The organism is Rudaea sp., from assembly GCF_057139185.1.
Genome location: NZ_DBNHDN010000017.1, coordinates 28,938 through 50,908, shown reverse-complemented (window position 1 = coordinate 50,908; position 21,971 = coordinate 28,938). Strand labels below are relative to the sequence as shown.

Below are 21,971 nucleotides of genomic sequence, written 5' to 3'. Positions count from 1 at the left end.
GGCATCCGCCTGTGTGATCGCAGCGATCTCGCTTGGCGCCTGTCGCCAGGCGGTTCGCCCGGACGACGGCTTGCCCGCAACGCGAGTGACGTACAGCGCACGCGGCGCGGCGGGAATAGCGCGTCGGCTGGGCGTCAGCGCGCCGACTGTTCGTGCGGCAGGGCGGAGACCGCAGGCCCTCGTTCCGCGCGATAGGGGCTATCTTTGAGGTAGCCGTCGCTCAACGTGCGCATGAACACGACGATGTCGTCGATCTCGCTCTTGCTCAACGCCGGGCGTGCTCCGGGCTTCTGTCCGGCGAATGGTGGATCGCGGTTGATGTTGGCGTGATAGGGCGCAGGCAGGTCGTCGTAAAAAACAGTCTTTCCGTTCGCATCCTTCGCGTACCAGCGCTCCGGCGTGATGTCGCGGGTGACGTAGAACTCGACCACTTCGCGCAGGTCGTGGAATTTCCCGTTGTGGAAAAATGCACTGCGCAGGGCGACGTTGCGCAGCGTCGGCGTGCGGAACAGGCCGCAGTATTCGTCCTGGTTCGCCTTGTCCTCGCGTTCGGGGCCGCAGGCGCCGAGGTCGAAGAAGGCGGGGTCGCGGTTGCGCGCGATGTTCGCATTGCGCGGCACGGCGAGTGCGATCAGGCCGTAGTCGGAGAACGCGGGCGGCGTGCCATCGAGTCCGCGCCTGGACAGATGGCATTGCGCGCAATTGCCCTTGCGTGCGTCCTCGAACAGGGCGAGGCCGCGTTGCTCCTGCGCGCTCAACGTTGCGCGCCCGGTGAGGACGGCATCGTATTTGCTCGTGTACGGACTGAATTCGGCGTCGTCCTCTTCGAATGCGGCGAGCGCGCGCGCGACCGCGGCGAAGGCGTGTTCGTCATCGTCCAGGACGGTGCTGCCAAGCGCCGCGCGCAGCGTCGGCGCATGCGGCGCCTTGCGCGCGGCGGCGGCGACGCCGGCGATCGTGTTCGCCATTTCGAACTTCGAGGTCAGCGGAATCGCCGCCTGTTGCGCGCCGGTGTCGACGCGGCCGTCCCAGGTCAGGCCGCCGGTGGGGCCGTTGTCGATCGAGTTGTCGGCTTCGTCCTCGGAGTCGTAGTGGTGGTTGTCGTAGGGCGGTACGCGGTCGAGATAGGTCAGCGTCGGCAGTGCGCGCAGACCCTGATCGCGCAACGCAGGGCCGCCCGTTTGCACATCGCGTGCGTTCGGCGGGTTGTAGCGGCGCGCGGGATCGTGGCAGCTCGCGCAGGATTGCCTGCCCGAGGCGGAGAACATCGGATCGGAGAAGATCGCGCGGCCGGCTTCGCGCAACTGCGCCGTGCGTTCGCGCGCCCGCGCGTACGAGGATGCGAGCTCCGCTGCGCTGGCGCGGGCGGGCGCGGCGAACTGCGAGGCGGTCAGAAGGAGTACACAAAGGTGGCGGCGCATGCGACCATTCTGCCTCAATGCCTTGTCGCAAATGGTGACCCGCATGCTCCGTCTTCGCCCGATACCGTTGCTCGCCGCGGCCGCCTTGCTCGCGGCCTGCCAATCTTCGCCGATGGCGCGCAAACCCGCTGCCGCGGGACGCGATGCGAAGCTCGATGCGATCCAGACCATCGTCGTGATCTACGCCGAAAACCGTTCGTTCGACCAGTTGTACGGCATGTTCCCCGGTGCGAACGGCCTGCAGAACCTCAAGCCGGAACAGTACCTGCAGCGTGATCGCGACGGCAGCGTGCTCAAGCAATTGCCGCCGGTGCCGAACGCATTGACGACGGCGGCCGACCCCAAACAGATTCCCACCGAGGCGACGCGCGGCCATCCCAATCGTCCATTCGCGCTCGACGATCCGAACGGCTACGGTGTCAGCCTGGACTACCGGCTGCACGATCTGATTCACGCGTTCTACAACCAGCAGATGCAGATCGATGGCGGCAGGAACGACCTGTTCGCCGCCTACAGCGATGCCGGCGGCGAGACGATGGGCCATTTCGACGGCTCGAAGATGGCGCTTTGGAAAATTGCGCAAAAGTATACCCTGGCCGACAATTTCTTCCACGGCGCGTTCGGCTCCTCGTTCCTCAACCACCAGTACCTGATCTGCGCCTGCGCACCGTTCGACTTCAAGACCAAGGCCGATCCGAAGACCTACGAGGCCAATATCTCGATCGTCAACGCCGACGGGGTCAGCCTCACGCCGGATCCGAAGAGCCCTGCATCCGCGCTCGACGGCCCGCCGAAATACCTGCGCTACGGCAACCTGACGCCGGACTACTACGCGGTCAACACGATGCAGCCGCCGTACCAGCCCTCGGGCAACACCGCGGCCAAGGGCGGCGATGCGCGCTTCGCCGATCCCGACAAGCGCAATACCCTGAGCCCGCAGGTCGCCGAGACGATCGGCGAGCGGCTCGACGCGGCGAACGTCAGCTGGGCCTGGTATGCAGGCGCCTGGCAGATCGCGCTCGATCAGGGCAAGGAACTCTCCCACATCGCATTCCAGTACCACCACCAGCCGTTCAACTACTACGCGAACTACGCGCCCGGCAAACCGGCGCGCACCGAGCATTTGCGCGACGGCGGCATGGACGGTGCGAAGCTCATCGCCGACATCGATGCCGGCAGGCTGCCGCAGGTGACGTTCTACAAGCCGCAGGGCAACCTCAATCAGCACGCGGGCTACGCGACGGTCCGCGCCGGCGACGAGCACATCGCCGACGTGATCGCGCACCTGGAGAAGAGTCCGCAGTGGCCGCACATGGTCGTCATCGTCACCTACGACGAGAACGGCGGCTGGTGGGATCACGTCGCGCCGCCGAAGGGCGACCGCTGGGGTCCGGGCCTGCGCATTCCGGCGATCGTCGTCTCGCCGTTCGCCAAACGCGGCTACGTCGACCACACGCAATACGACACCGGCTCGATCCAGCGTCTGCTCAACCGCCGCTTTGACCTCGCCCCGCTGCCCGGCATCGAGCAGCGCGACGCGGCGCTGAAGGCGAACGGCGCGGCGCCGATGGGCGACCTGACCGGGGCGCTCGATCTGCCGCGCTAGCTTGCTGCCGCGCGTCGCGTCGCGCGGTCGAGAAAGTCCTCGAAGGCGGCGATGACGCCGGCGTCATCGAACAGCGCTGCCTTGCGTTCGAGGATGCGCTTGCGCAGCGTGTCGCGACGCGGCGCGTCGGCGATCAGGGCAGCGGCTTGGTCGACATAGTCGTTTGCGTCGGCGGCGACGAGCCCGTCGATGCCCATCATCGCAAGCATGCCTGCGGTCTGGCGGCCGCGCGCCATGGTGCCTTGCCAGGTCAGCACCGGGGCGCCGACGCTGAACGCATCCAGGCTGGTGGCGCCGCCGGAAAAACCCGGCGTATCGAGAATCAGCGTCGCACGCGCGACCGCGCCGAGGTAGGTCGCATGATCTTTTGCCGGCAGAAAAACCAGCGACTGTGCCGGCTCGAGACCATGCGCGGCGAACGCCGCCTCGATGCGTCGACGCAGAAGTTGCGCGACGCCGCTGTTGCGCACGAACAGGCCGATGCGCGCGCCGCTGCGCTGCGCGATGCGCGCGAGCACCGCATCGAACGTGGGCGGCAGCTTGAGATGATTCTGCAGGCACAGCGCGATCGGCTTGGCGGCGGACCAGGCATCCAGCCACGCGCCATCGCCGGGCGCGGGTGGCGCTTCGGGCAAGGTACCCAGCCCGGGCAGACGGACCAGTTGCTCGCGATAGTGCCGTTGCGCGTCCACCGGTTCCAGCGCGTCGGCGCCGAGGAAATAGTCGATGCCCGGCAGTCCGCTCGTGGCCGGATGTCCGTACAGCGCGCATTGCACGGGGGCGAGACGCAAGGCGCCGAGCGCATGATGGCGCGGGTCCATGCCGATCTCGGGATAGACCAGCGCATCGAGTTGCGCGGCGCGGATGCGCGCGGCGCTGGCGAGCGCGTCTTCGTTGACCTGCTCGAATGCGACGACGCGCGCGGCGATCATGTCGGTTGCGGCATCGCGCGTCTCGCCGCTGTACCAGACGCGCACATCGAAACGCGCCGGGTCGAGCCCGGCAAGCAGCCTGCGGAAGTAGCGTGACACCGTGTGCTGCATCAGATGGCTGCTGACGATGCCGACGCGGATACGGCCGCCGTGCGCGCGCGCGCGCCACGCGCAGGGCGCGGCGTATTGCGGCGCGGCCGCGTGCATGACGCGCGTGACCAGATCGCCGAAGCCGATGCGCAGCGCGGTGTTGTCGCGCGCCTGGTATTCGAGCTGGAACGGGGCGACGCCGCAGGCGGCCTCGAAGGCGTACTGGCGCTGCGCCGGCGTGTCCAGGCGCAGGCCCGCGCCGATCTCGTCGAGGCCGCGGGCGAAGCGTGCGCGATCGCTGTCGATTTCCACTTCGTCGGCGTAGACCGAGGGCAGCGACAGCAGCACCGTCCAGCGGATGCGCTCGGCCTGACGCTCGCCGACCCGGGTTTGTGCGAGGATGGCGCGTGATTCGACGATTTCGCCGGCTTCGGCAAGCGCCAGGCCGAGTTCGCAGCGCGAAACCCAGTCGTCCACGTCGAGCGCGATCGCTTTGCGCAAGGCCGTGATCGCGGCTTCGACGTTGTGCAGCAGTCGTTCGGTTCGCCCCAGGGTTGCCCACCATGCCGCCGTCGCAGGCTCAAGCACGGCTGCGGCCTGCGCACAGGCATGCGCCTCGCGCGGCCGACCGAGGTCGAGCAAGGCTTGCGCGAGCGTGCCGTTGGTGTGGGCGAGGTTCGGCCGGAGTTTGCGCGCGCGCAGCAACAGCGGCAGCGCCTCTTCGAGTCGTCCGCGCCGGCGCAGCAGATTGCCGAACGCGTTGACGGCGTTGAAATCGGCCGGTCGCCATTGCAACGCCTGGCGGTAGGCCTGCTCCGCCGCGTCGAGCGCGCCGAGCACTTCCTGCGACAGGCCGAGATTGTAGATTGCTTCGACGTACCGCTCTTTCGTCGCGAGCGCGGAACGAAACGCCTCCATCGCCTCGGCATGGTTACCCATGCGGCGCAGGACCACGCCGAGAGCGTTGAACGCCGCGGCGAACGTCGGGGCCAGCTGCAGGCAGTCGCGGAAGTGCTTCGCCGCGAGTGGAAGATTGCCCGCCTGCAAGGTACAGATGCCGAGCATGTGCCGCACCTGCGGGTTGGCCGGATCGAGTTTGGCCGCACGCTCGAAATGGCTCAGTGCCACGGCGCTTTGCCCAGCCTGCTGTTTGGCGATACCCCGCTGCAGCTCCTCGACCGCCGATTGTCTTGATTCCGCGTTGATCTGCGCCGGTCGCTGCATGCCGAATCCCTTAAGAATGACTTCAGTTTCGCATGTTAGCTTGCTTTCCACTCGCGCAGGCATGACGGTTTCTCCATCACCGCAGAGCATGTCGCGATCGGCAGATCCACAACAAAAGGTCGGCACGAGCCGGCGTCGGGAGGAAACAGGATATGCGTCGCATCGCGATTGTTTTTGCAGCGTGCGTGGCTTGCGTGTGCGCTCAAGCCACGCAAGCGCCGAAGAAGATCTATGCGCAGGAACTGGTCGACCGAGTCGTGGCCGCGCATCCCGACGTCGCCGTCATCGAAATCCATGCCACGCCGCCGAAGACGACCGAGAACGTGGTGATCGCCACCTATAACGGTCATCTTGGCGAGAAGGCCGATCCGGAAGATCTCGATGTGATCAAGACCGGCAAGGCCAGCGTCGGCGTCGACAAGGCCGGCGATCGCTACGAGGTCAACCTGCCGCTGTTCGACGTTGCGCACCGCACCGTCGGCAGCATCGGCGTCGCGTTCAAGTACAAGGCGGGCGACGACAAGGCGGCGTTCGACCAGGAAGCCACGAACATCCGCGATCACATGTCGCGGCGCATATCGCACGTCGCCAACCTCGGCGAGAAGGCGCCGTTCGATGCGGCAGTGCCCGCGGACACCCTGGCACAGAAACTGGTCGACGAGGCGCTGGATGCCAACAAGGACGTGCTCATCATCGCCGTTCATGCCGCGGTGCCAACCAAGGCGGAATATCCCATTGTCGCCTCCAACATCGGCCGCATCGGCAAGCCTGCCGACGAAGACGACATGGGCGTGATCAAGAGCGGCAAGCCCAAGCTCGAGTTGAACGAAAGCGGTGATCGCTTCGAATCCCTCGGCGTGCTGCACGACGCGCACGGCAAGGTCATCGGCGCGGCCGGCGTCGTCTTTGCGTACAAGAAGGGCGACGACCGGCAGGCGATGCACCAACGCGCGGAAAAGATGCGCGCCGTGATGGCGGCGCGGATCGCGAGCGCCGATGCACTGGTGCAGCCCGCGCATTGACCTCGGCGCCGGTCCGACGAACGTATCTGGAGAACCATGAAAATGACGCCGCACAAACCGCTGGCCCGCAAGTTGTTCGCTGCCCTCATCGCGGCAACGACTTGGCAAATATCGTATGCCGCGCAACACAAAGCCGCGGTCACTGCCATGGAAGCGTCCGCCAAGGTGGAGTTGCCGGGCTACGAAGGCGACTTCGACCATTTCGAAGTCGACCTGAAAGGCAATCGCCTGTTTCTCGCCGCCGAGGACCACAATACGCTCGAAGTCTTCGACCTGAAATCGCTCAAGCATCTGAAGACGATCGACGGCCTGGAAACCCCGCACGGCCTGCTGTATCTGCCCGACGTCAATAAGCTCGTCGTGACCCAGACCGGCTCCGACGGCGAGACCAAGGTCATCGACGGCGCAAGCTACAAGATCGTCGGCTCGTTCAAGCACACCAAGGGGGCCGATTCGATGGCCTACGACGCGACGCGCAAGCGCCTATACATCGCTGCCGGCGGGCGCGACATGAAGCAGGCGAGCACCTGGCTCGTCGAGCTCGATCCCTATACCGGCCACAACTACGGCGAACTCAAGTTCGACACGGACAAGATCGAAGCGATGGCGATCGAGGAGCATGGCAGCAAGATCTTCGTCAATGTCACCGGCAAGAAGGAGATGGCGGTGGTCGATAAGAACACTCGCAAGGTCATCACCACCTGGCCGATCAGGACCAAAGGCGACAACGCGCCACTCGCGTTCGACGAGGCGACGCATCGGCTGTTCGTGGTCACGCGCAATCCGGGCACGCTGATCGTCGTCAACGCGGACACGGGCGCGCGGATCGCCGAATTCAAGGCGCCGGAACGTTGCGACCAGGCGATATTCGATCCGGCGCGCAAACGCGTTTACGTGCTCGGCGGCGAGGGCTATATCGGCGTGTTCTCGGAAAAGGACGCCGACCACTACGAACCATTGCCGCGGGTGCTTTCGGCGCCCGGCGCCAAGACGGGCATTCTCGTGCCGCAATTGAACAAACTGTTCGTCGCTGTTTCGCCCGGAGATACCAAGGCGACGGCGGCGGTAATGGCCTACGACGTGAGGTAAGAAGAATCGTTGCGGCTGCCGGGGGGGCGGTCGTCACGCGGGAGGTTCCATCGGGGGAGCGACACGCAGGACAACGTACATCCCACAACACACAGCCTCCGGGGCACAAGCACCCCAGCGGGCATCACAATGGAGGGAGATATGCGTAGCCATAAACTGATTTCGTTGGGAGTGGTGTCGACCTTGGCTCTAAGTATCAGCGCAGCGCTGGTTTCCGAAGCGTGTGCGCAGGAGAGGCTAGGCGCGGAGAAAGGCGAAACGCAAAAACTTGGCGAGGTTAGCGTTACCGGCAGTGCAATCCGCACCGCGCCCGACGAAGTCGTCGTGCCGGTGGTGACGATCGATGCCGAGAAGATCGCGCAATCCGGAATCACCACGAATGCGCTCGAACTGCTGCGCAAGACGGTTCCCGCGTTCGCCGGCCGCAGCAATGCCGGCAACAGCAACGCGAACAACAACAACCAGAACACCGCAGGCGGCTCGCAGATACAGTTGCGCAACCTGCCGACACTGGTCCTCATCAACGGGCGCCGCGTCGCCAACAGCGGCATCGGCGGCATCAACGGCAAGAACTTCGTCGACATCAGTCAGATTCCGGCACAGGCCGTCGATCGCATCGAGGTGCTCGCCGACGGCGCTTCGTCGCTGTACGGCTCGGATGCGATCGGCGGTGTGGTCAACTTCATTCTCAAATCCGACTACGAGGGCGTGACCGCCGGTTCGCGCTGGGGCGATGCGGACGGCAACTACAGCGAGCGTTCGGCGTGGATTACCGGCGGCGGCACGCTCGCGGGCGTGAAGGTCGTGGCCACGCTGACCGCCAACCTGTCCGATCCGCTGTACCAGAACACACGTTCGTTCACGAGCCCGCTCTACGGCAAGACCTCATCGATACCGGGCGCGGTCGGCGGGGCCGGCTATCTACTCAACGCTGGCCTGTACTCGCCACGACAGAACAACCCGGTCGGCGCGGGCGCCACGGCCGGCTCGATCATCGACCTGGTCAATAACGGCACCTATATGAAGACGACGCCGGCCGCGATCGCCGCCGGTTTCGACATTTCTCCGTACCAGACGTTGTTGCTGCGCCAGAACCAGCTTTCCTTCGTTTCGAACCTGTCGAAGACGCTGATCGAGGACAAGCTCGAAGCGTTCGGCGACGTGGAGGCCTCGCACGGGCGCAGCTTCACGCGTTGGGGGCCCGTGGCCGCCACCGGCATCGCGGTGCCGGCCGGCGCGCCATACAACCCGTTGAAGGCGGCGTTCACCGGCGTCGCTTTCTCCTACCTTCCCAACACGCACAACTTTTACAACGACGTGACCGCGTATCGCGTGACCGGCGGCCTGCGCGGGCATTTCAGTGAGGACTGGTCGTGGGAGGCGGCAGCGGTCTACAGCCGCAGCGATCTTGACCAGACACAGACGAACCTGATCTACAAACCGAACATCGCCAAGGCGATCGCGGGCGGATTCGACGCGAACGGGAACCCGATCGCGGGCGGTACGTTCAGCAAGGTCTACGGCGGCTACGCGTTGACCGGCCCGCTCGTGCTCCAGCCCGCGCTCGATCCATTCGCGTTGACGGCGGGCGTCAATCCAGCCGCGCTCGCCAATCTCTACGGCAACGAGCTGATCAATGCGAGCAGCGAGCTTGCCTCGTTCGACGCCAGCGTCAACGGCAAGCTGTTCCATCTGCCGGCCGACGAGGTGGAGATCGCGTTGGGGGTCAGCGGGCGGCGTGAAAGCCTGTCCGGCCATGCCGACGCGAACGGTCGAGTCACCGACCCCGTCACCGGCAGCACCACCGGCAACAGCCAGCAATGGCTCGGCGGAACCTACGCTGATCCGTTCTCGAAGAGCCGCAACATCTACGGCGCGTTCGCCGAATTGCGCGTACCGATCGCCGGCAAGGAATGGAATTTCGCCGGCGCGCATGCGCTCGACCTCACGCTTGCCGGTCGCGAGGAAAAGTACAGCGACGCCGGTTCCTCCTTCGTGCCGAAGGTCGGTTTCCGCTGGGAGCCATTCGACAAGCAATTCATCGTGCGCGGGAACTATTCGAAGTCGTTCAGCGCGCCGTCGTTGTACGCCGAGTACGGACCCACTGACACGCGCCAGGTCGGCGCCGGCGTGATCCAGGGAGTGTTCGGCAGCAACTACACCGCGATGCCGATCAACGGCGAAGACGGCAACAACCCGAATCTCAAGCCGGCAAAGTCGACATCGAAGCTACTCGGCTTCACGGTGCGTCCGAACATCGTGCCCGGTCTGTCGCTGGCAGTCGACTACTCGGAAATCACGCTGAAAGGGTTCGCCGGCGGCATCGGTTTCAACAACATCCTTTCGAGCATCAACACGCTCGGATCCGCATCACCGTATTTCGCCAACCTCGCAGTCGGCGCATTTCCGGGCACGAGCGGTGCCACCCAGCCATTCACGCACCCGGGTGATCTGCTCGCGTATTTGACCAATCCGGCAACGGGCAAGGGCGATCCGACCCAGGCGAACAACCTTTACCTTGTCGACCAGTTCCGCAACCTCGCGTCGCTCGAGGAGAAGTCGCTGAACGTTTCGGGTGATTACACGATCCCGACCGACAACTACGGCAACTTCCGCATCTCGACCGCTGGCGCGATCTTCAACGAGTTCAAGTTCCAGGGTCTGCCCGGCATGGCCTACATCGAATACGCGGGCAATGCGAACAACACCGGCGTGTTTGGTGGCACCCTGCCGAAATACCGCTTCTACACCACGTTCAATTGGGCGTGGAAGGAATGGGACGTCACCGTTGGCAACACCTGGATCTCCTCGGTCAACGACACCGGCGCGAACGGTACCTCGCCGCCAATCCACGTCGGCAGCTACACGTCCTGGGACTTGCGTGTCGGTTACGACATCCGCACCGAGGGTGGCAAGGCGATCAAGGACATCAAGATCGCGGTCGGCATGAACAATCTCGCCAACCGCATGCCGCCGCTCGCCCCGCGCGCCTTCGTCGACAACAATGCCGATGTCGCCACGTATTCGCCGCTTGGACGGCTGACCTACGCTTCGCTCGAACTTCAATTCTGAGTCCGGAAACGCGATCCCGCGAGCGAGGTGCAGCTCGATCCGGGATCGCGACGATGGGATGCTGAAGTTCGTGGACCGACCGGCATCCCGTGGCATGATGGCGCTGTTGCATGGGCATTGGGCCGGTTGACGCCATGAAGCTGCTCTTGACCGAAGATGACGAAATGATCGGATCGGGTCTGCGCAAGGGCCTGCGCCAGGAATCGATGGCCGTTGACTGGGTGCGCGACGGGCGTTCGTCGATCCGCGCACTCGTCGACGGCGACTACGATCTTTGGTTGCTCGACCTGGGCTTGCCGGATTGCGATGGCCTGGATCTCCTCAGACAATCCCGCGAGCGCAGCGTGGCGACGCCGGCCTTGATACTCACGGCGCGGGATTCCGTCATCGATCGAGTCAAGGGACTCAACAGCGGCGCGGACGACTACCTGCCCAAGCCGTTCGACCTGGGCGAATTGGTGGCGCGATTGCGCGCCCTGCATCGCCGCTCGATGGGTATTTCGGATGCATCCTTGCGCTACGGCGAACTGGTTCTGATTCCTGCAACGCATGGGGCCATCTGGGCAGGTCAGCCGTTGTTTCTTTCCCATCGGGAGTTCGCGATCCTCGAGGCATTGCTGGAACGTCCGGGCGTGGTGCTTTCGAGACACCGCTTGGAGGAAAAACTCTACGGCTGGGGCGAGGAAGTGCAGAGCAATGCGATTGAAGTCCACATCCATTCCCTGCGCCGAAAACTCGGGGTCGGTTTCATCCGCAACGTGCGCGGTGTCGGCTACGTGCTGCAGGCTCAAACATGACGTCCATTCGTGGAGCGTTGCTGTGCTGGCTCAACGGCGGCCTGCTGTTGTGTTGTCTGGCGGCGGCCGTTGCGGTGTACTCGCTCGTCGAAAACGAAGTCGGCGAACTCAACGACTACCAGTTGCGACTGGTGGCAGAGGCGATTTCGAGCAATCCGCTCGACGTGGTGAAGAACGACGCCTCGAAACGCACGGAATTCGACATCGACGACGATGACCAGTTCATCATCCAGACTTGGGATCCCGATGGGACTCAAACCTACTCCTCGGTTCCCGCACTCGGTCTGCGACTGGATCGGCAGAGCGGATATGAAACCGTAGCCACGGCATCGGGACCCTGGCGCATCTACAGCGTACTCATGCGTGGACGCTACATACAAGTGGGATTGCAGCTCAGAGCACGCAACCAGCTTGCGGTGCGCATCGCGCTGCGGGCGATCGTGCCGCTTTTGATTCTGTTTCCATTGGTCAGCGCGCTGGTCTGGATCGTGGTCCACAGGGGATTGCGTCCGCTGACGCAGGTGATGAGATCCCTCAAGGAGCGATCGGTGACGGCGCTTCAGCCGCTGCCGACGGGGGGATTGAAGGCAGAGTTGTTGCCACTCGTATTGGCCCTCAACGATTTGCTCGAACGGCTTGCCCGCGCGATTACCGTGCAACGCAATTTCGTGGCCGACGCCGCGCATCAGTTGCGCACGCCTTTGGCCGCGGTGCGCTTGCAAATGCAGCTCGCCCAGCGTGCGCAATCTTCCGACGAGCGGATTTCCGCCTTCAACGATCTTGCCAACGGCGTCAACCGTGCGGTACGCCTCGTGGAGCAACTGCTGACCTTGGCGAAACATGAGCCGGACGGCATTCAATACCGGATGCTCCCACTCGATCTCGCCGGCGTGGTGACCTCGGTCGTCAACGAATGCTCTCCTCTGGTGCGCGAAAAAGCCATCGATCTGCAAGTGCGCGCCGATGAGCCGGTTGGCATCATGGGTGATCTCGATGCGCTGCGCGTCATGTTGCAGAATCTCGTCGAAAACGCCATTCGCTACACTCCATCTTTCGGCCAGGTGGAAGTACGCGTCGACGGCGGCGATCGGCATGCTTGCGTCGAAATCGCCGATACGGGTCCCGGCGTTCCAGAGGCCGAACGCGAGCGCGTATTCGACCGGTTCTTCCGCCGTCAGGGGACGCAGCAGACCGGAAGCGGACTGGGTCTTGCGATCGTTCGCAACATCGCGTCGAGACACGGTGCCGTTGTCCGCCTGCTGACGGCAGCGGGCGGCAGCGGCTTGCTCATCAGGGTGGAGTTTCCGGAGTCTGCAGCATGAGCGGGGATTTCCCGTCCATGACTCCGGAAAGGCTTCAATCGATGCCGAGCTTCTTCAGCTTATAACGCATAGCGCGGAAGGTGATGCCGAGTTTCTTCGCCGCGGCGGTCTTGTTGTAGCGCGTTTCCTGAAGCACCTTCATGATCGCCTCGCGCTCGAGGTTCGAAATGTAGCTGTCGAGGCCGACTCCGGTGGCCTCGTCGTCGAGACCGTCGTCGTCTTCGTCCTCCTGCGGCGCGGCGACTGCGGGCGCGGCGGCGAGGTCGGGCACGCGCGCGCGCGTGGAAAGATGCAGGTCGTCGGCTGCGATCATGTTGTTCTCGCACAGCGCGACGGCGCGTTCGAGCACGTTCTCGAGCTCGCGCACGTTGCCCGGGAACGAATAGCGGAGCAATGCGTCGAGCGCGTCCGGGCTGAGCCTTGCGGGCGCGCCGCCGGAATTTCCCGCCAGCCGCTCGAGAATGCGACCGGCGAGCTTGGGTATGTCGTCGCGGCGCTCGCGCAGCGGCGGCACGCGCAGTTCAATGACGTTGATGCGGTAGTAGAGATCCTGACGAAACTGGCCGGCCTCGACCAGCCGGCCGAGATCCTTGTGCGTGGCGCAGAGGATGCGCACGTCGACCGGCAGCTCGGCGCGGCCGCCGATCGGGCGCACGGCTTTCTCCTGGATCACGCGCAGCAGCTTGACCTGCATGTGCATCGGCAGGTCGGCGACCTCGTCGAGAAACAGCGTGCCGCCGGCGGCGGCCTGGAACAGGCCGATCTTGTCGGCGGCCGCGCCGGTGAAGCTGCCTTTCATGTGGCCGAAGAATTCGCTTTCCATGAGCTCGGCCGGGATCGCTCCGCAGTTGACCGGTACGAACGGGGCGGTGGCGCGTGGACCCTGCTCGTGGATCAGGCGCGCGACGAGCTCCTTGCCGACCCCCGATTCGCCGGCGATGTAGACCGGTGCCTGGCTGCGGGCGAGCTTGTCAATCGTCGCGCGCAGCTGGGTCATCGCGGAAGAATCGCCGAGCAGGCGCGAGGCGTCGGTCCTCGGCGCGTCGGAGCCCTTCTCCTCGGCGAGCTTGAGCGCGGCCTGGACGAGACGGCGCAGGATCGTGATGTCCACCGGCTTGGAAACGAAATCGAACGCGCCGGCCTTGAGCGCGGTCACCGCCGCGTCGACGTTGCCGTGCGCCGTGATCATTGCCACCGGCGTCCGTGGATGATTGGCCGCGATCCACTCCACGATCTGCTGGCCGGAGCCGTCGGGCAGCATCATGTCGGTGAAGCAGAGTGTGTAGTGTGTTTCCGCGAGCCGGGCCTTGGCCTGGGCGACATCGGCGGCGGTGTCTACGCGCAGGCCCATGCGGCCGAGCGTGATCGAAAGCAGTTCGCGGATGTCGCGTTCGTCGTCGATTATGAGGGCGGCGGGTTGGCTCATCGGAGGGATCGTACCGGAAAAATTTCGCTGACGCAGGGCCGGGCGCGAATCCCCGTTCAGCTGAGTGATGGCGTCGGCGGTGGCGCGAAGGTTATGCGGAAGCAACTGCCGCCGCCGGCGATCGGAAGATATTCGAGGGTGGCGAGATTGGCCAGGCACATCTCGCGCGCGAGATAGAGGCCCAGGCCCGTGCCGAGTTCATGGGTGGTGAAGAATGGCTCGAAAATCTGCGCTGCGACCTTGGCCGGGATGCCGGGTCCGCGGTCGACGATGTCGAGCATCGGCGGGCCACGGTCGCCGGTTTGGCGCACGATCAGGCTGATGCGGGCCGGGTCGCCGGGCGCATGGCCGTAGCGCAGGGCGTTCTGCACGAGATTCCACACGACCTGTTGCAACTGCTTCGGATCGACCAGCGTTTCCACCTTCGTCTTTTGCGGCTTGGCGGCGAGGCTGTTTGCGCCGATGTCGATCGTGGCCTTGAAGTCGACGATGAAACGCTCGGTCCAGGCGACGAGATCGACGCTTTCCGGCATCGAGCGTTCGCGCCGGGCAAGGTGCAGGATGTTCTCGACGATCTCGTTCACACGCCCGGCATGACTGCGGATGATCTCGATCATGCGCTGGTCTGCGCTGTCGAGTGCTTCGGACTCGGCGAGCAACTGCGCCGAGTAGCTGATCGCGGCGAGCGGGTTGCGGATCTCGTGCGCGATCGAGCCGGCGAGCCGGCCCATCGAGGCGAGCGTGAGTTGCTCGGCGCGACGCGAGACGAGCGAGGTGTCGTCGAGGAAGATAAGGACGTTCTCGGCGTCGTTCGCGGCCATGCGCGTGAAGCGCGGGATCACTTCGGGCGCACCTTCGGCCAGCGAGATCGCCGTGTTGTCGATCTTGCGCGAGGTGCGCCAGTGGTAGAGCCGGCGCGAGAGTTCGGGCGCGATGCGGCCGAGGTCGTTGTGGCCGTCGGTGGGGTTGCCGATCAACGCGGCAGCGGCCTCGTTCCAGCGGTGCACGGTATTGCCGCCGTCGACGACGAGCACGCCGGTCTTCATGCGCCGGATGATCAACTCGTTGATCTGGGCGAGGTTGCGCAGGTCGCTGCCTCGTCGGCTGGCGAGCGCTTCGGAGGCACGCATGCGCCGACCGAGGAACAGGCACAGGCCGGTAACCGAGAAGTAAGCCAGGCCGCAGATGCCGGCCTCGAGGACTTCGCGATGATCCTCGTTGAGCAGGTTGCCGGCGATGTTCTGGGCGAACACGCCGAACGTCGCCAACGCGGCGAAGAAGAACGAGATGCGTCGCGGCAGCAGGGTCGCCGCGCCGCCGATATTGACGAGCAGGAGCAGGGCCAGGCTGATGAACTGGTGACGGATGGAGAACATCGCCAGGGCGCAGACCAGGATGTCGACGACCAGCGAGGCATCGACCCAGGTTCGGTAGTAGCGCGCCTCGCGCGTGGCGAAGGCGACGGTGAGCACTGCGAAGATCATGTAGAACAGCGCGGTGCCGCGGCCGAGCTCGGGGTGCACGAGGCTGACCCATTCGACCGCGTACGGACTGAACATCAGCGCAATGATGATGACCGCTTCGAGGACGCGGAACAGGTTGAAAAAATAGAACTCGCGCGTGATTGCGGCGGTATCGCTTGCGGCGCGGGCGGCGAAGCTGGATTGGACGGCGGCGACGGCCACGGCCGGGTGATTCCTTATTGTTTTGCGGGTTTTTCCCCGTGGGCAAGTATAAGCGGTCGAATCGCACTTGTGAGGCGGCGCGTTGCCGGCCGGGCTGCGCCGCAGCAGGTTCGTGGCCACGGGAAATGGCGTCGGCCTTTTTTTTGGCCCGGCGATTCATCACAATACGCGCCCCGGCCGCGCCGGCGCGCCGCGTGTATTCACCAACTCCCCCCAAGGTGGTCCATGAATTTCCACGAGTATCAGGCCAAGCAATTGTTCGCCGACTACGGCATCCCCGTGCCCCCGGGCAAGATCGCCAGGACGCCCGAAGAGGCCGTCGATGCCGCGAAAGCACTCGGCGGCGATGAATGGGTGGTCAAGGCGCAGATCCATGCCGGCGGCCGCGGCAAGGCCGGCGGCGTCAAGCTGGTCAAGACGTTCGATGAGGTCAAGGCGGCGGCCGCGAAGATGCTCGGCACGAAGATGGAGACCTACCAGTCGGGTGGCCGCGCGCTGCCGGTCAACGTCGTCCTCGTCACCGAGGCCAGCGACATCGCCAAGGAACTGTACCTGTCGGTGCTCGTCGACCGCGGCACGAAATCCGTCGCCTTCATCGCCTCCGCACGCGGCGGCGTCGATATCGAGCAGGTCGCGCGCGAGAACCCGGAGGACATCCACACCCTCGAAGTGAACTTCGTCGAAGGCCTGCAGCCGTACAAGTGCCGCCAGCTCGGCTTCGCGATGGGGCTCAACGCCAAGCAGGCAGGCCAGCTGACCCGGATCATGCTCGGCCTGTACAAGCTGTTCAACGAGAAGGATCTGGCCCTGGTCGAACTGAACCCGCTCGCGATCAACAAGGCCGGCGACCTCGTCGCGCTCGACGGCAAGGTCAACTCCGACGACAACGCCGAGTTCCGCCACGCCGATCTGGCCGCGATGCGCGACGAATCGCAGGAAGACCCGGCCGAAGCGGTCGCGGTCAGGCACAACCTCAACTACGTCACCATGGACGGCAACATCGGCTGCATGGTCAACGGCGCCGGCCTCGCCATGGCGACGATGGACGTGATCAAGCTCAACGGCGCGGAGCCGGCGAACTTCCTCGACGTCGGCGGCGGCGCGACCAAGGAACGCGTGACCGAGGCGTTCAAGCTGATCCTGTCCTCGGACAAGGTCAAGTGCATCCTGGTCAACATCTTCGGCGGCATCGTGCGTTGCGACCTGATCGCCGAGGGCATCATCGGCGCGGTCAAGGAGGTGGGCCTGACGATTCCGGTCGTCGCGCGCCTCGAAGGCACGAACGTGGAAGCGGGCCGCGAGTTGCTTGCCAATTCCGGTTTGAAGATCACGCCGGCGCTGGACCTGAACGATGCCGCCCAGAAGGCGGTCGCTGCGGTCAAGGCCGCCTGATCGAGAGACGAGAATTCCCATGAGTGTACTTGTAAACAAATCCACAAAGGTCATCACCCAGGGCTTCACCGGCCAGCAGGGTACGTTCCATTCCGAGCAGGCGCTCGACTACGGCACCAAGGTCGTCGGCGGCGTCACGCCGGGCAAGGGCGGCACCCAGCACATCGGCCTGCCCGTGTTCAACACGGTGCAGGACGCGGTCGACGAGACTGGCGCCGACGCCACGATGATCTTCGTGCCGCCGCCGTTCGCGGCCGACGCCATCCTCGAAGCGGCCGACGCGGGCATCAAGGTCATCGTTGCGATCACCGAGGGCATCCCGGTGCTCGACATGCTGCGCGTGAAGAACCGCTTGAAGGACTATTCCGACACCGTACTGATCGGCCCGAACTGCCCCGGCGTCATCACCCCGGGCGAGTGCAAGATCGGCATCATGCCGGGCCACATCCACAAGCCGGGCAAGGTCGGCATCGTCTCGCGCTCGGGCACGCTCACCTACGAGGCCGTGTTCCAGACCACCAACGAAGGCCTCGGCCAGTCCACCTGCATCGGCATCGGCGGCGACCCGATCAACGGCCTCAACTTCATCGACTGCCTGAAGCTGTTCCAGGACGATGCGCAGACCGAAGGCATCATCATGGTCGGCGAAATCGGCGGCAGCGCCGAGGAAGAAGCCGCCGAATTCATCGCCGAGTACGTGACCAAGCCGGTCGTCGCCTTCATCGCCGGCGCCTCCGCGCCCGCGGGCAAGCGCATGGGCCATGCCGGCGCGATCATCTCCGGTGGCAAGGGCACGGCCGCGGCCAAGTTCGCGGCGCTCGAGAAAGCCGGCGTGACCACGGTCAAGTCGCCGGCCGATCTGGGCAAGGCGATCGCGGCGCGGTTGAAATAAGGTTGTTGCCGACAAGCTGCGCTTGCGGCAATAACTCTCGGCGTTAAGCGGCGGAGCCGCTTAGCGCCGAGTCAGCAGGTTTCTACGATGCGTATCGCTCTCGCGCAATTCGATTTTCCCGTCGGCGCAGTCGCGCGCAACGCGGAGCGCATCGCGGCGATGATCGCTGAGGCGCGCGACGTGCACCGCGCCGATCTCGTGCTGTTTCCGGAGCTTTCGATCAGCGGCTATCCGCCCGAGGATCTGCTGTTGCGGCCGAGCTTTCTCGCCGAATGCGAAGCTGCGCTGCAGCGCATCGCGGCAAGCGTACACGGCATCGTCGCCGTGGTCGGCTGGCCGCAGGCGGCCGGCGCGGTCGTCTACAACGCTGCCTCGGTGTTGCGCGACGGCGGCATCGAGGCAACGTACCGCAAGCGCGAGCTGCCGAACTACGCGGTGTTCGACGAGCGCCGCTATTTCGACGTCGACGCGGATGGCGGCTCGTGCGTGTTCGCGGTGAGCGGCGTGTCTGTCGGCCTCATCATTTGCGAGGACTTGTGGTTTGCCGAGCCGCTCGCCGCCACGGTCGAGCGCGGCGCGCAACTCGTCATCGTGCCGAACGCCTCGCCGTTCGAGCGCGACAAGCACGCGCAGCGCGACGCCTTGCTCGCGACGCGAGTGAAGGAAACGGGCGTGGCACTGGCTTATCTCAATCTCGTCGGCGGCCAGGACGCGCTCGTGTTCGACGGAGCCTCGGTGCTCGCCGACGGCGACGGCCACATCCACCATGCCGCGCGCGCTTTCGAAGACCACTGGTGCATTGCCGACTACGATGCAACCACGCGCAAGTTCGCCCCGGTCGGCTGGCCCGCCGATGGCGACGAGGGCCGCGATGCACTCGCCTGGCGCGCGATCGTGCGCGGCACGCGCGACTACTGCGCGAAGAACGGGTTCAGCAAAGTCTGGATCGGCCTGTCGGGTGGCATCGACTCGGCGCTCGTACTCGCGATCGCGGTGGATGCGCTCGGCGCAGACAACGTGACCGGCGTGCGCCTGCCGTCGAAGTACACTTCGGGGCAGAGCAACGATCTCGCCGACGAGCAGGCACGCGCGCTCGGCGTGAGGCTCTTCACCGTGCCAATCGAAGCGCCAGTCAACGGTTTCCTCGATGCACTCGCACCGATGTTCGCCGGACATGCGGTCGATGCGACCGAAGAAAATCTGCAATCGCGCAGCCGCGGCACGATGCTGATGGCGCTGTCGAACAAGTTCGGCGGCCTCGTGCTCACCACCGGCAACAAGAGCGAATACGCGGTCGGCTACGCGACGATCTACGGCGACATGTGCGGCGGCTACGCGCCGATCAAGGATCTGTACAAGACCGAGGTCTACGCGCTCGCCAACTGGCGCAACACGGTCGGCGGCGCGCCGGTGATTCCGCCCGAGGTCATCACGCGTGCGCCGACCGCGGAACTGCGCGAGAACCAGACCGACCAGGACTCGCTGCCGCCGTACGACGTGCTCGATGCGGTCCTGCTGCGCTATGTCGACCAGGAGCAATCGCGCGAGGACATCGTGCGCGCCGGCTACAGTGCCGAGGTCGTCGAGCATGTGCTGCGCCTCGTGCGCATCAACGAATGGAAGCGCCATCAGGCCGCGCCGGGGCCGAAGGTGTCGCGGCGCGCGTTCGGGCGCGAGCGCCGGTATCCGATCACCTCGGCCTGGCGCTGATCTGCGCCGCTACTCGTTCGCGCGCAGCAGCGAGCCGAACGTCAGGTACGCCGCGCTGTGCCCGCCCTGCGCGTAGCCGTAGCCGAGAAAGATCGGTCCGAGGAACGTGTCGATGCCGACGAAGACGCTGCCGGCGCCGATCATGTTGCTGCCGATGCGACGGCGCTCGTTCCACCAGCCGCCGGCTTCGAGGCTGCCGCCCAAGTAGAGCGGGACGCTGAACAGCGCATCGGCATTGGTCATGCGCCGGTAGTAGATCGCGCGCAGCAACGCGGTGTTCGAGGCGAACAACTGGTTTTCGGTGTAGCCGGAGAGGTTGGCGAGGCCGCCGATCTGGCTCAGCGCGGCGATCTGTGCGTTCGCGCCGTGGCCGCTGGCGGCGGCGACGCTGGCGCCGAGCAGCACATGGTTGACGCCGCGCGACAGCGCCCAATCCCAGCGCAGGCGCGTGATGCGCGCGGCGTCGCTCGACCCGAGTTGGGTCAGCAACAGCTCTTCGGAGACGTCCAGGCGCACCCCTCGCTTGGGAAACGCACCGTTGTCGAGGTCGTCGTAAACCGCACGCAGGACGACGCCACCGAAGTCGCTGGACACATTCTTCGGCAGCCCGACCGGTCGCTCGGCGCTGCTGGGCGTGCCGATGCGCAGGTGCGCCGCATCGTGTCCGTATTCGAGTGCCGACGACAACTGCCAGCTCGCATCGGGCGTGTAACCGAACTCGACCGCGCCGAGATAACGTTGGCGGCGGTACTCGGCGAGTTCGATGCCGTTGTCGTCGAGCGGGAAGTTGTAGGCCTTGTATTGCAGGAAGGGCGCGACGTAGAACTGGCCCAGACGTCCCCACGGCTGCAGGAACTCGCTGTACAGTTCGGTGACCTCGCCGAGCTGGACGCGGTTGCGGCTTTCGCCACCGAGCGAGTTGAGGCCGGTGAAATTCGCCTCGGTGAACAACTGGTAGCTGCTGCGCCCGGCAAAGTTGTCGGCCAGGCGCAGGCCCACGCGCAGGAAGTTCGGTCCCCAGCCCTTGTCGACCGGTTGCACGACGAGACCGGTGCCGCCATCCCTGTCGGCGAGATCGTAGGTGATGCGCTCGTAGCTGCCTTCACCATAGGCGAGGCCGATGCGGTCTTCGAGCATCGAAGTGTCGAACCGTTTGCCGACCGTATCGGACAGGCGCTGGCGCACGTAGTCCGCGGTGCGGCTGCGGCCGGTGAGTACGTCGAGGAACGCGATCAGCGGCGGATCGAACGGCTTCTGTCGATGATGCGCGGTGAACGCGGCGTAATCGGTTTCGCTGGCGGAGAACGTACGCAACGCGGCGAGCTGGGCGTCGGCGGCCTGCTCACCGTACGCGACTGCTTCGGGAGTGCGGTCGAATGCGGCGCTGGACAGATCGCCTAGCGCCGGCACGAGCAGCACGTCGCCGGCGCCGAGCGTGTGCAGTTGTGCGTCCGTCTGCCGCTTCATCATCGCGGTCAACATCTGGTTGGCAATCGCGAACGGCGAAGTCAGTTCATTCTCGGAGGCGAGCGGCGCGCCGACATTGACCACGATCAGGCGCGTGCCGCCGAGCTTGCGCGCCTCCTCGATCGGCACATTGTCGACGATGCCTCCGTCGACGAGCAGGTGGCCCTGGTAGCGGATCGGCGCGAAGGCCGCGGGGACCGACATGCTTGCGCGGATCGCCATGGCCAGATCGCCGCTCGCGAACACGACCTTCTCGCCCTTGCCGATGTCGGTCGCAACCGAACGGAACGGAATCGGCAGGTCGTCGAAGTCCTCGGTGCGCAACGTGGACAGCAGCAGACGGCGCAGCAGCAGTTGCAGCTTCTGCCCCTGGATTGCGCCGCGCGGCAGGGCGATCTTGCCGTCGCGCAGGCCGAACTCGATGCCGCCGAGGAAGCGCAGTTCGTCCTCCTTGCGCCGCATCGGCAACTCTTCGCGCGGCGGATCGTCGTTGAACACGTCCTTCCAGTCGATGCTCTTGAGCACCACTTCTATCTCCGTCGCGTTGTAACCCGCGGCGTAGAGGCCGCCGACGATCGCGCCCATCGAGGTGCCGGTGATGCAGTCGATCGGTATGTGCTCGCGTTCGATCACTTTCAGAACGCCGATGTGCGCGGCACCGCGCGCGCCGCCGCCGCCGAGCACGAGGCAGGTCTTCGGGCGAAGTGATTGCGCGGAAGCTTCGGTGGGGGCTACGCCCGCCGTGGCGAGTGCGAGGAAGGCGAGGAGGGCGAGGAGGCGAAGCATGGTCGGGCGCGGCGATCGACGTTGGAGGGGCAGGCCAA

The 21,971-nt window shown here is 65.2% G+C and carries 14 protein-coding genes; 9 read left to right on the top strand and 5 right to left on the bottom strand.

Annotation, left to right across the window (positions count from 1 at the left end; genetic code table 11):
* Positions 1 to 134: 134 nt before the first annotated feature.
* Complete coding sequence (locus tag AC16HO_RS06715) at positions 135 to 1,421, bottom strand: cytochrome-c peroxidase (protein ID WP_395643750.1); 1,287 nt, start codon at positions 1,419 to 1,421, stop codon at positions 135 to 137.
* Between the two features lie 43 nt (positions 1,422 to 1,464).
* On the opposite strand from AC16HO_RS06715, the gene acpA reads away from it, so the two are divergent.
* Positions 1,465 to 3,027 carry an acid phosphatase gene (acpA, locus tag AC16HO_RS06710; RefSeq protein ID WP_395643749.1) on the top strand — a complete coding sequence of 521 codons (1,563 nt, stop codon included), beginning with the start codon at positions 1,465 to 1,467 and terminating at the stop codon, positions 3,025 to 3,027.
* On the opposite strand, the gene AC16HO_RS06705 is transcribed toward acpA, so the two are convergent.
* Complete coding sequence (locus tag AC16HO_RS06705) at positions 3,024 to 5,273, bottom strand: O-linked N-acetylglucosamine transferase, SPINDLY family protein (protein ID WP_395643748.1); 2,250 nt, start codon at positions 5,271 to 5,273, stop codon at positions 3,024 to 3,026. The two genes, acpA and AC16HO_RS06705, sit on opposite strands and share 4 nt — an antisense overlap.
* A 194-nt stretch (positions 5,274 to 5,467) precedes the next feature.
* On the opposite strand from AC16HO_RS06705, the gene AC16HO_RS06700 reads away from it, so the two are divergent.
* From AC16HO_RS06700 to AC16HO_RS06680, 5 genes are all read left to right on the top strand, one after another.
* Positions 5,468 to 6,295, top strand: a complete 828-nt coding sequence (locus AC16HO_RS06700) for a hypothetical protein (RefSeq protein WP_395643747.1) — start codon at positions 5,468 to 5,470, stop codon at positions 6,293 to 6,295.
* Between the two features lie 147 nt (positions 6,296 to 6,442).
* Positions 6,443 to 7,384, top strand: coding sequence for a YncE family protein (locus AC16HO_RS06695; RefSeq protein WP_395643746.1), 942 nt, complete (start codon positions 6,443 to 6,445; stop codon positions 7,382 to 7,384).
* A 141-nt stretch (positions 7,385 to 7,525) separates the two neighbouring features.
* Entirely contained in the window at positions 7,526 to 10,456 is a 2,931-nt protein-coding gene (locus tag AC16HO_RS06690; RefSeq protein WP_395643745.1) for a TonB-dependent receptor plug domain-containing protein, read from the top strand.
* A 134-nt stretch (positions 10,457 to 10,590) separates the two neighbouring features.
* A complete protein-coding gene (locus AC16HO_RS06685) occupies positions 10,591 to 11,253 on the top strand; it encodes a response regulator (protein WP_395643744.1) in 663 nt (220 codons plus the stop codon).
* Positions 11,250 to 12,575 carry a sensor histidine kinase gene (locus AC16HO_RS06680; protein WP_395643743.1) on the top strand — a complete coding sequence of 442 codons (1,326 nt, stop codon included), beginning with the start codon at positions 11,250 to 11,252 and terminating at the stop codon, positions 12,573 to 12,575. The genes AC16HO_RS06685 and AC16HO_RS06680 overlap by 4 nt, the downstream gene beginning before the upstream one ends.
* Positions 12,576 to 12,609: 34 nt before the next feature.
* On the opposite strand, the gene AC16HO_RS06675 is transcribed toward AC16HO_RS06680, so the two are convergent.
* The gene (locus AC16HO_RS06675; protein ID WP_395643844.1) at positions 12,610 to 14,061 is read right to left on the bottom strand and encodes a sigma-54-dependent transcriptional regulator; all 1,452 of its coding nucleotides are present in this window, start codon (positions 14,059 to 14,061) and stop codon (positions 12,610 to 12,612) included.
* Complete coding sequence (locus tag AC16HO_RS06670) at positions 14,058 to 15,686, bottom strand: sensor histidine kinase (RefSeq protein WP_395643742.1); 1,629 nt, start codon at positions 15,684 to 15,686, stop codon at positions 14,058 to 14,060. The genes AC16HO_RS06675 and AC16HO_RS06670 overlap by 4 nt, the downstream gene beginning before the upstream one ends.
* Before the next feature lie 225 nt (positions 15,687 to 15,911).
* On the opposite strand from AC16HO_RS06670, the gene sucC reads away from it, so the two are divergent.
* From sucC to AC16HO_RS06655, 3 genes are all read left to right on the top strand, one after another.
* Complete coding sequence (gene sucC / locus AC16HO_RS06665; protein WP_395643741.1) at positions 15,912 to 17,078, top strand: ADP-forming succinate--CoA ligase subunit beta; 1,167 nt, start codon at positions 15,912 to 15,914, stop codon at positions 17,076 to 17,078.
* Between the two features lie 19 nt (positions 17,079 to 17,097).
* Positions 17,098 to 17,970 (top strand): succinate--CoA ligase subunit alpha, encoded by an 873-nt coding sequence (sucD, locus tag AC16HO_RS06660; RefSeq protein ID WP_395643740.1) that lies wholly within the window; start codon positions 17,098 to 17,100, stop codon positions 17,968 to 17,970.
* An 87-nt stretch (positions 17,971 to 18,057) separates the two neighbouring features.
* On the top strand, positions 18,058 to 19,680 hold the full coding sequence (locus AC16HO_RS06655) for an NAD+ synthase (protein ID WP_395643739.1): 1,623 nt from the start codon (positions 18,058 to 18,060) through the stop codon (positions 19,678 to 19,680).
* A gap of 9 nt (positions 19,681 to 19,689) precedes the next feature.
* On the opposite strand, the gene AC16HO_RS06650 is transcribed toward AC16HO_RS06655, so the two are convergent.
* Positions 19,690 to 21,933, bottom strand: coding sequence for a patatin-like phospholipase family protein (locus tag AC16HO_RS06650; protein ID WP_395643738.1), 2,244 nt, complete (start codon positions 21,931 to 21,933; stop codon positions 19,690 to 19,692).
* Between the last annotated feature and the right edge of the window lie 38 nt (positions 21,934 to 21,971).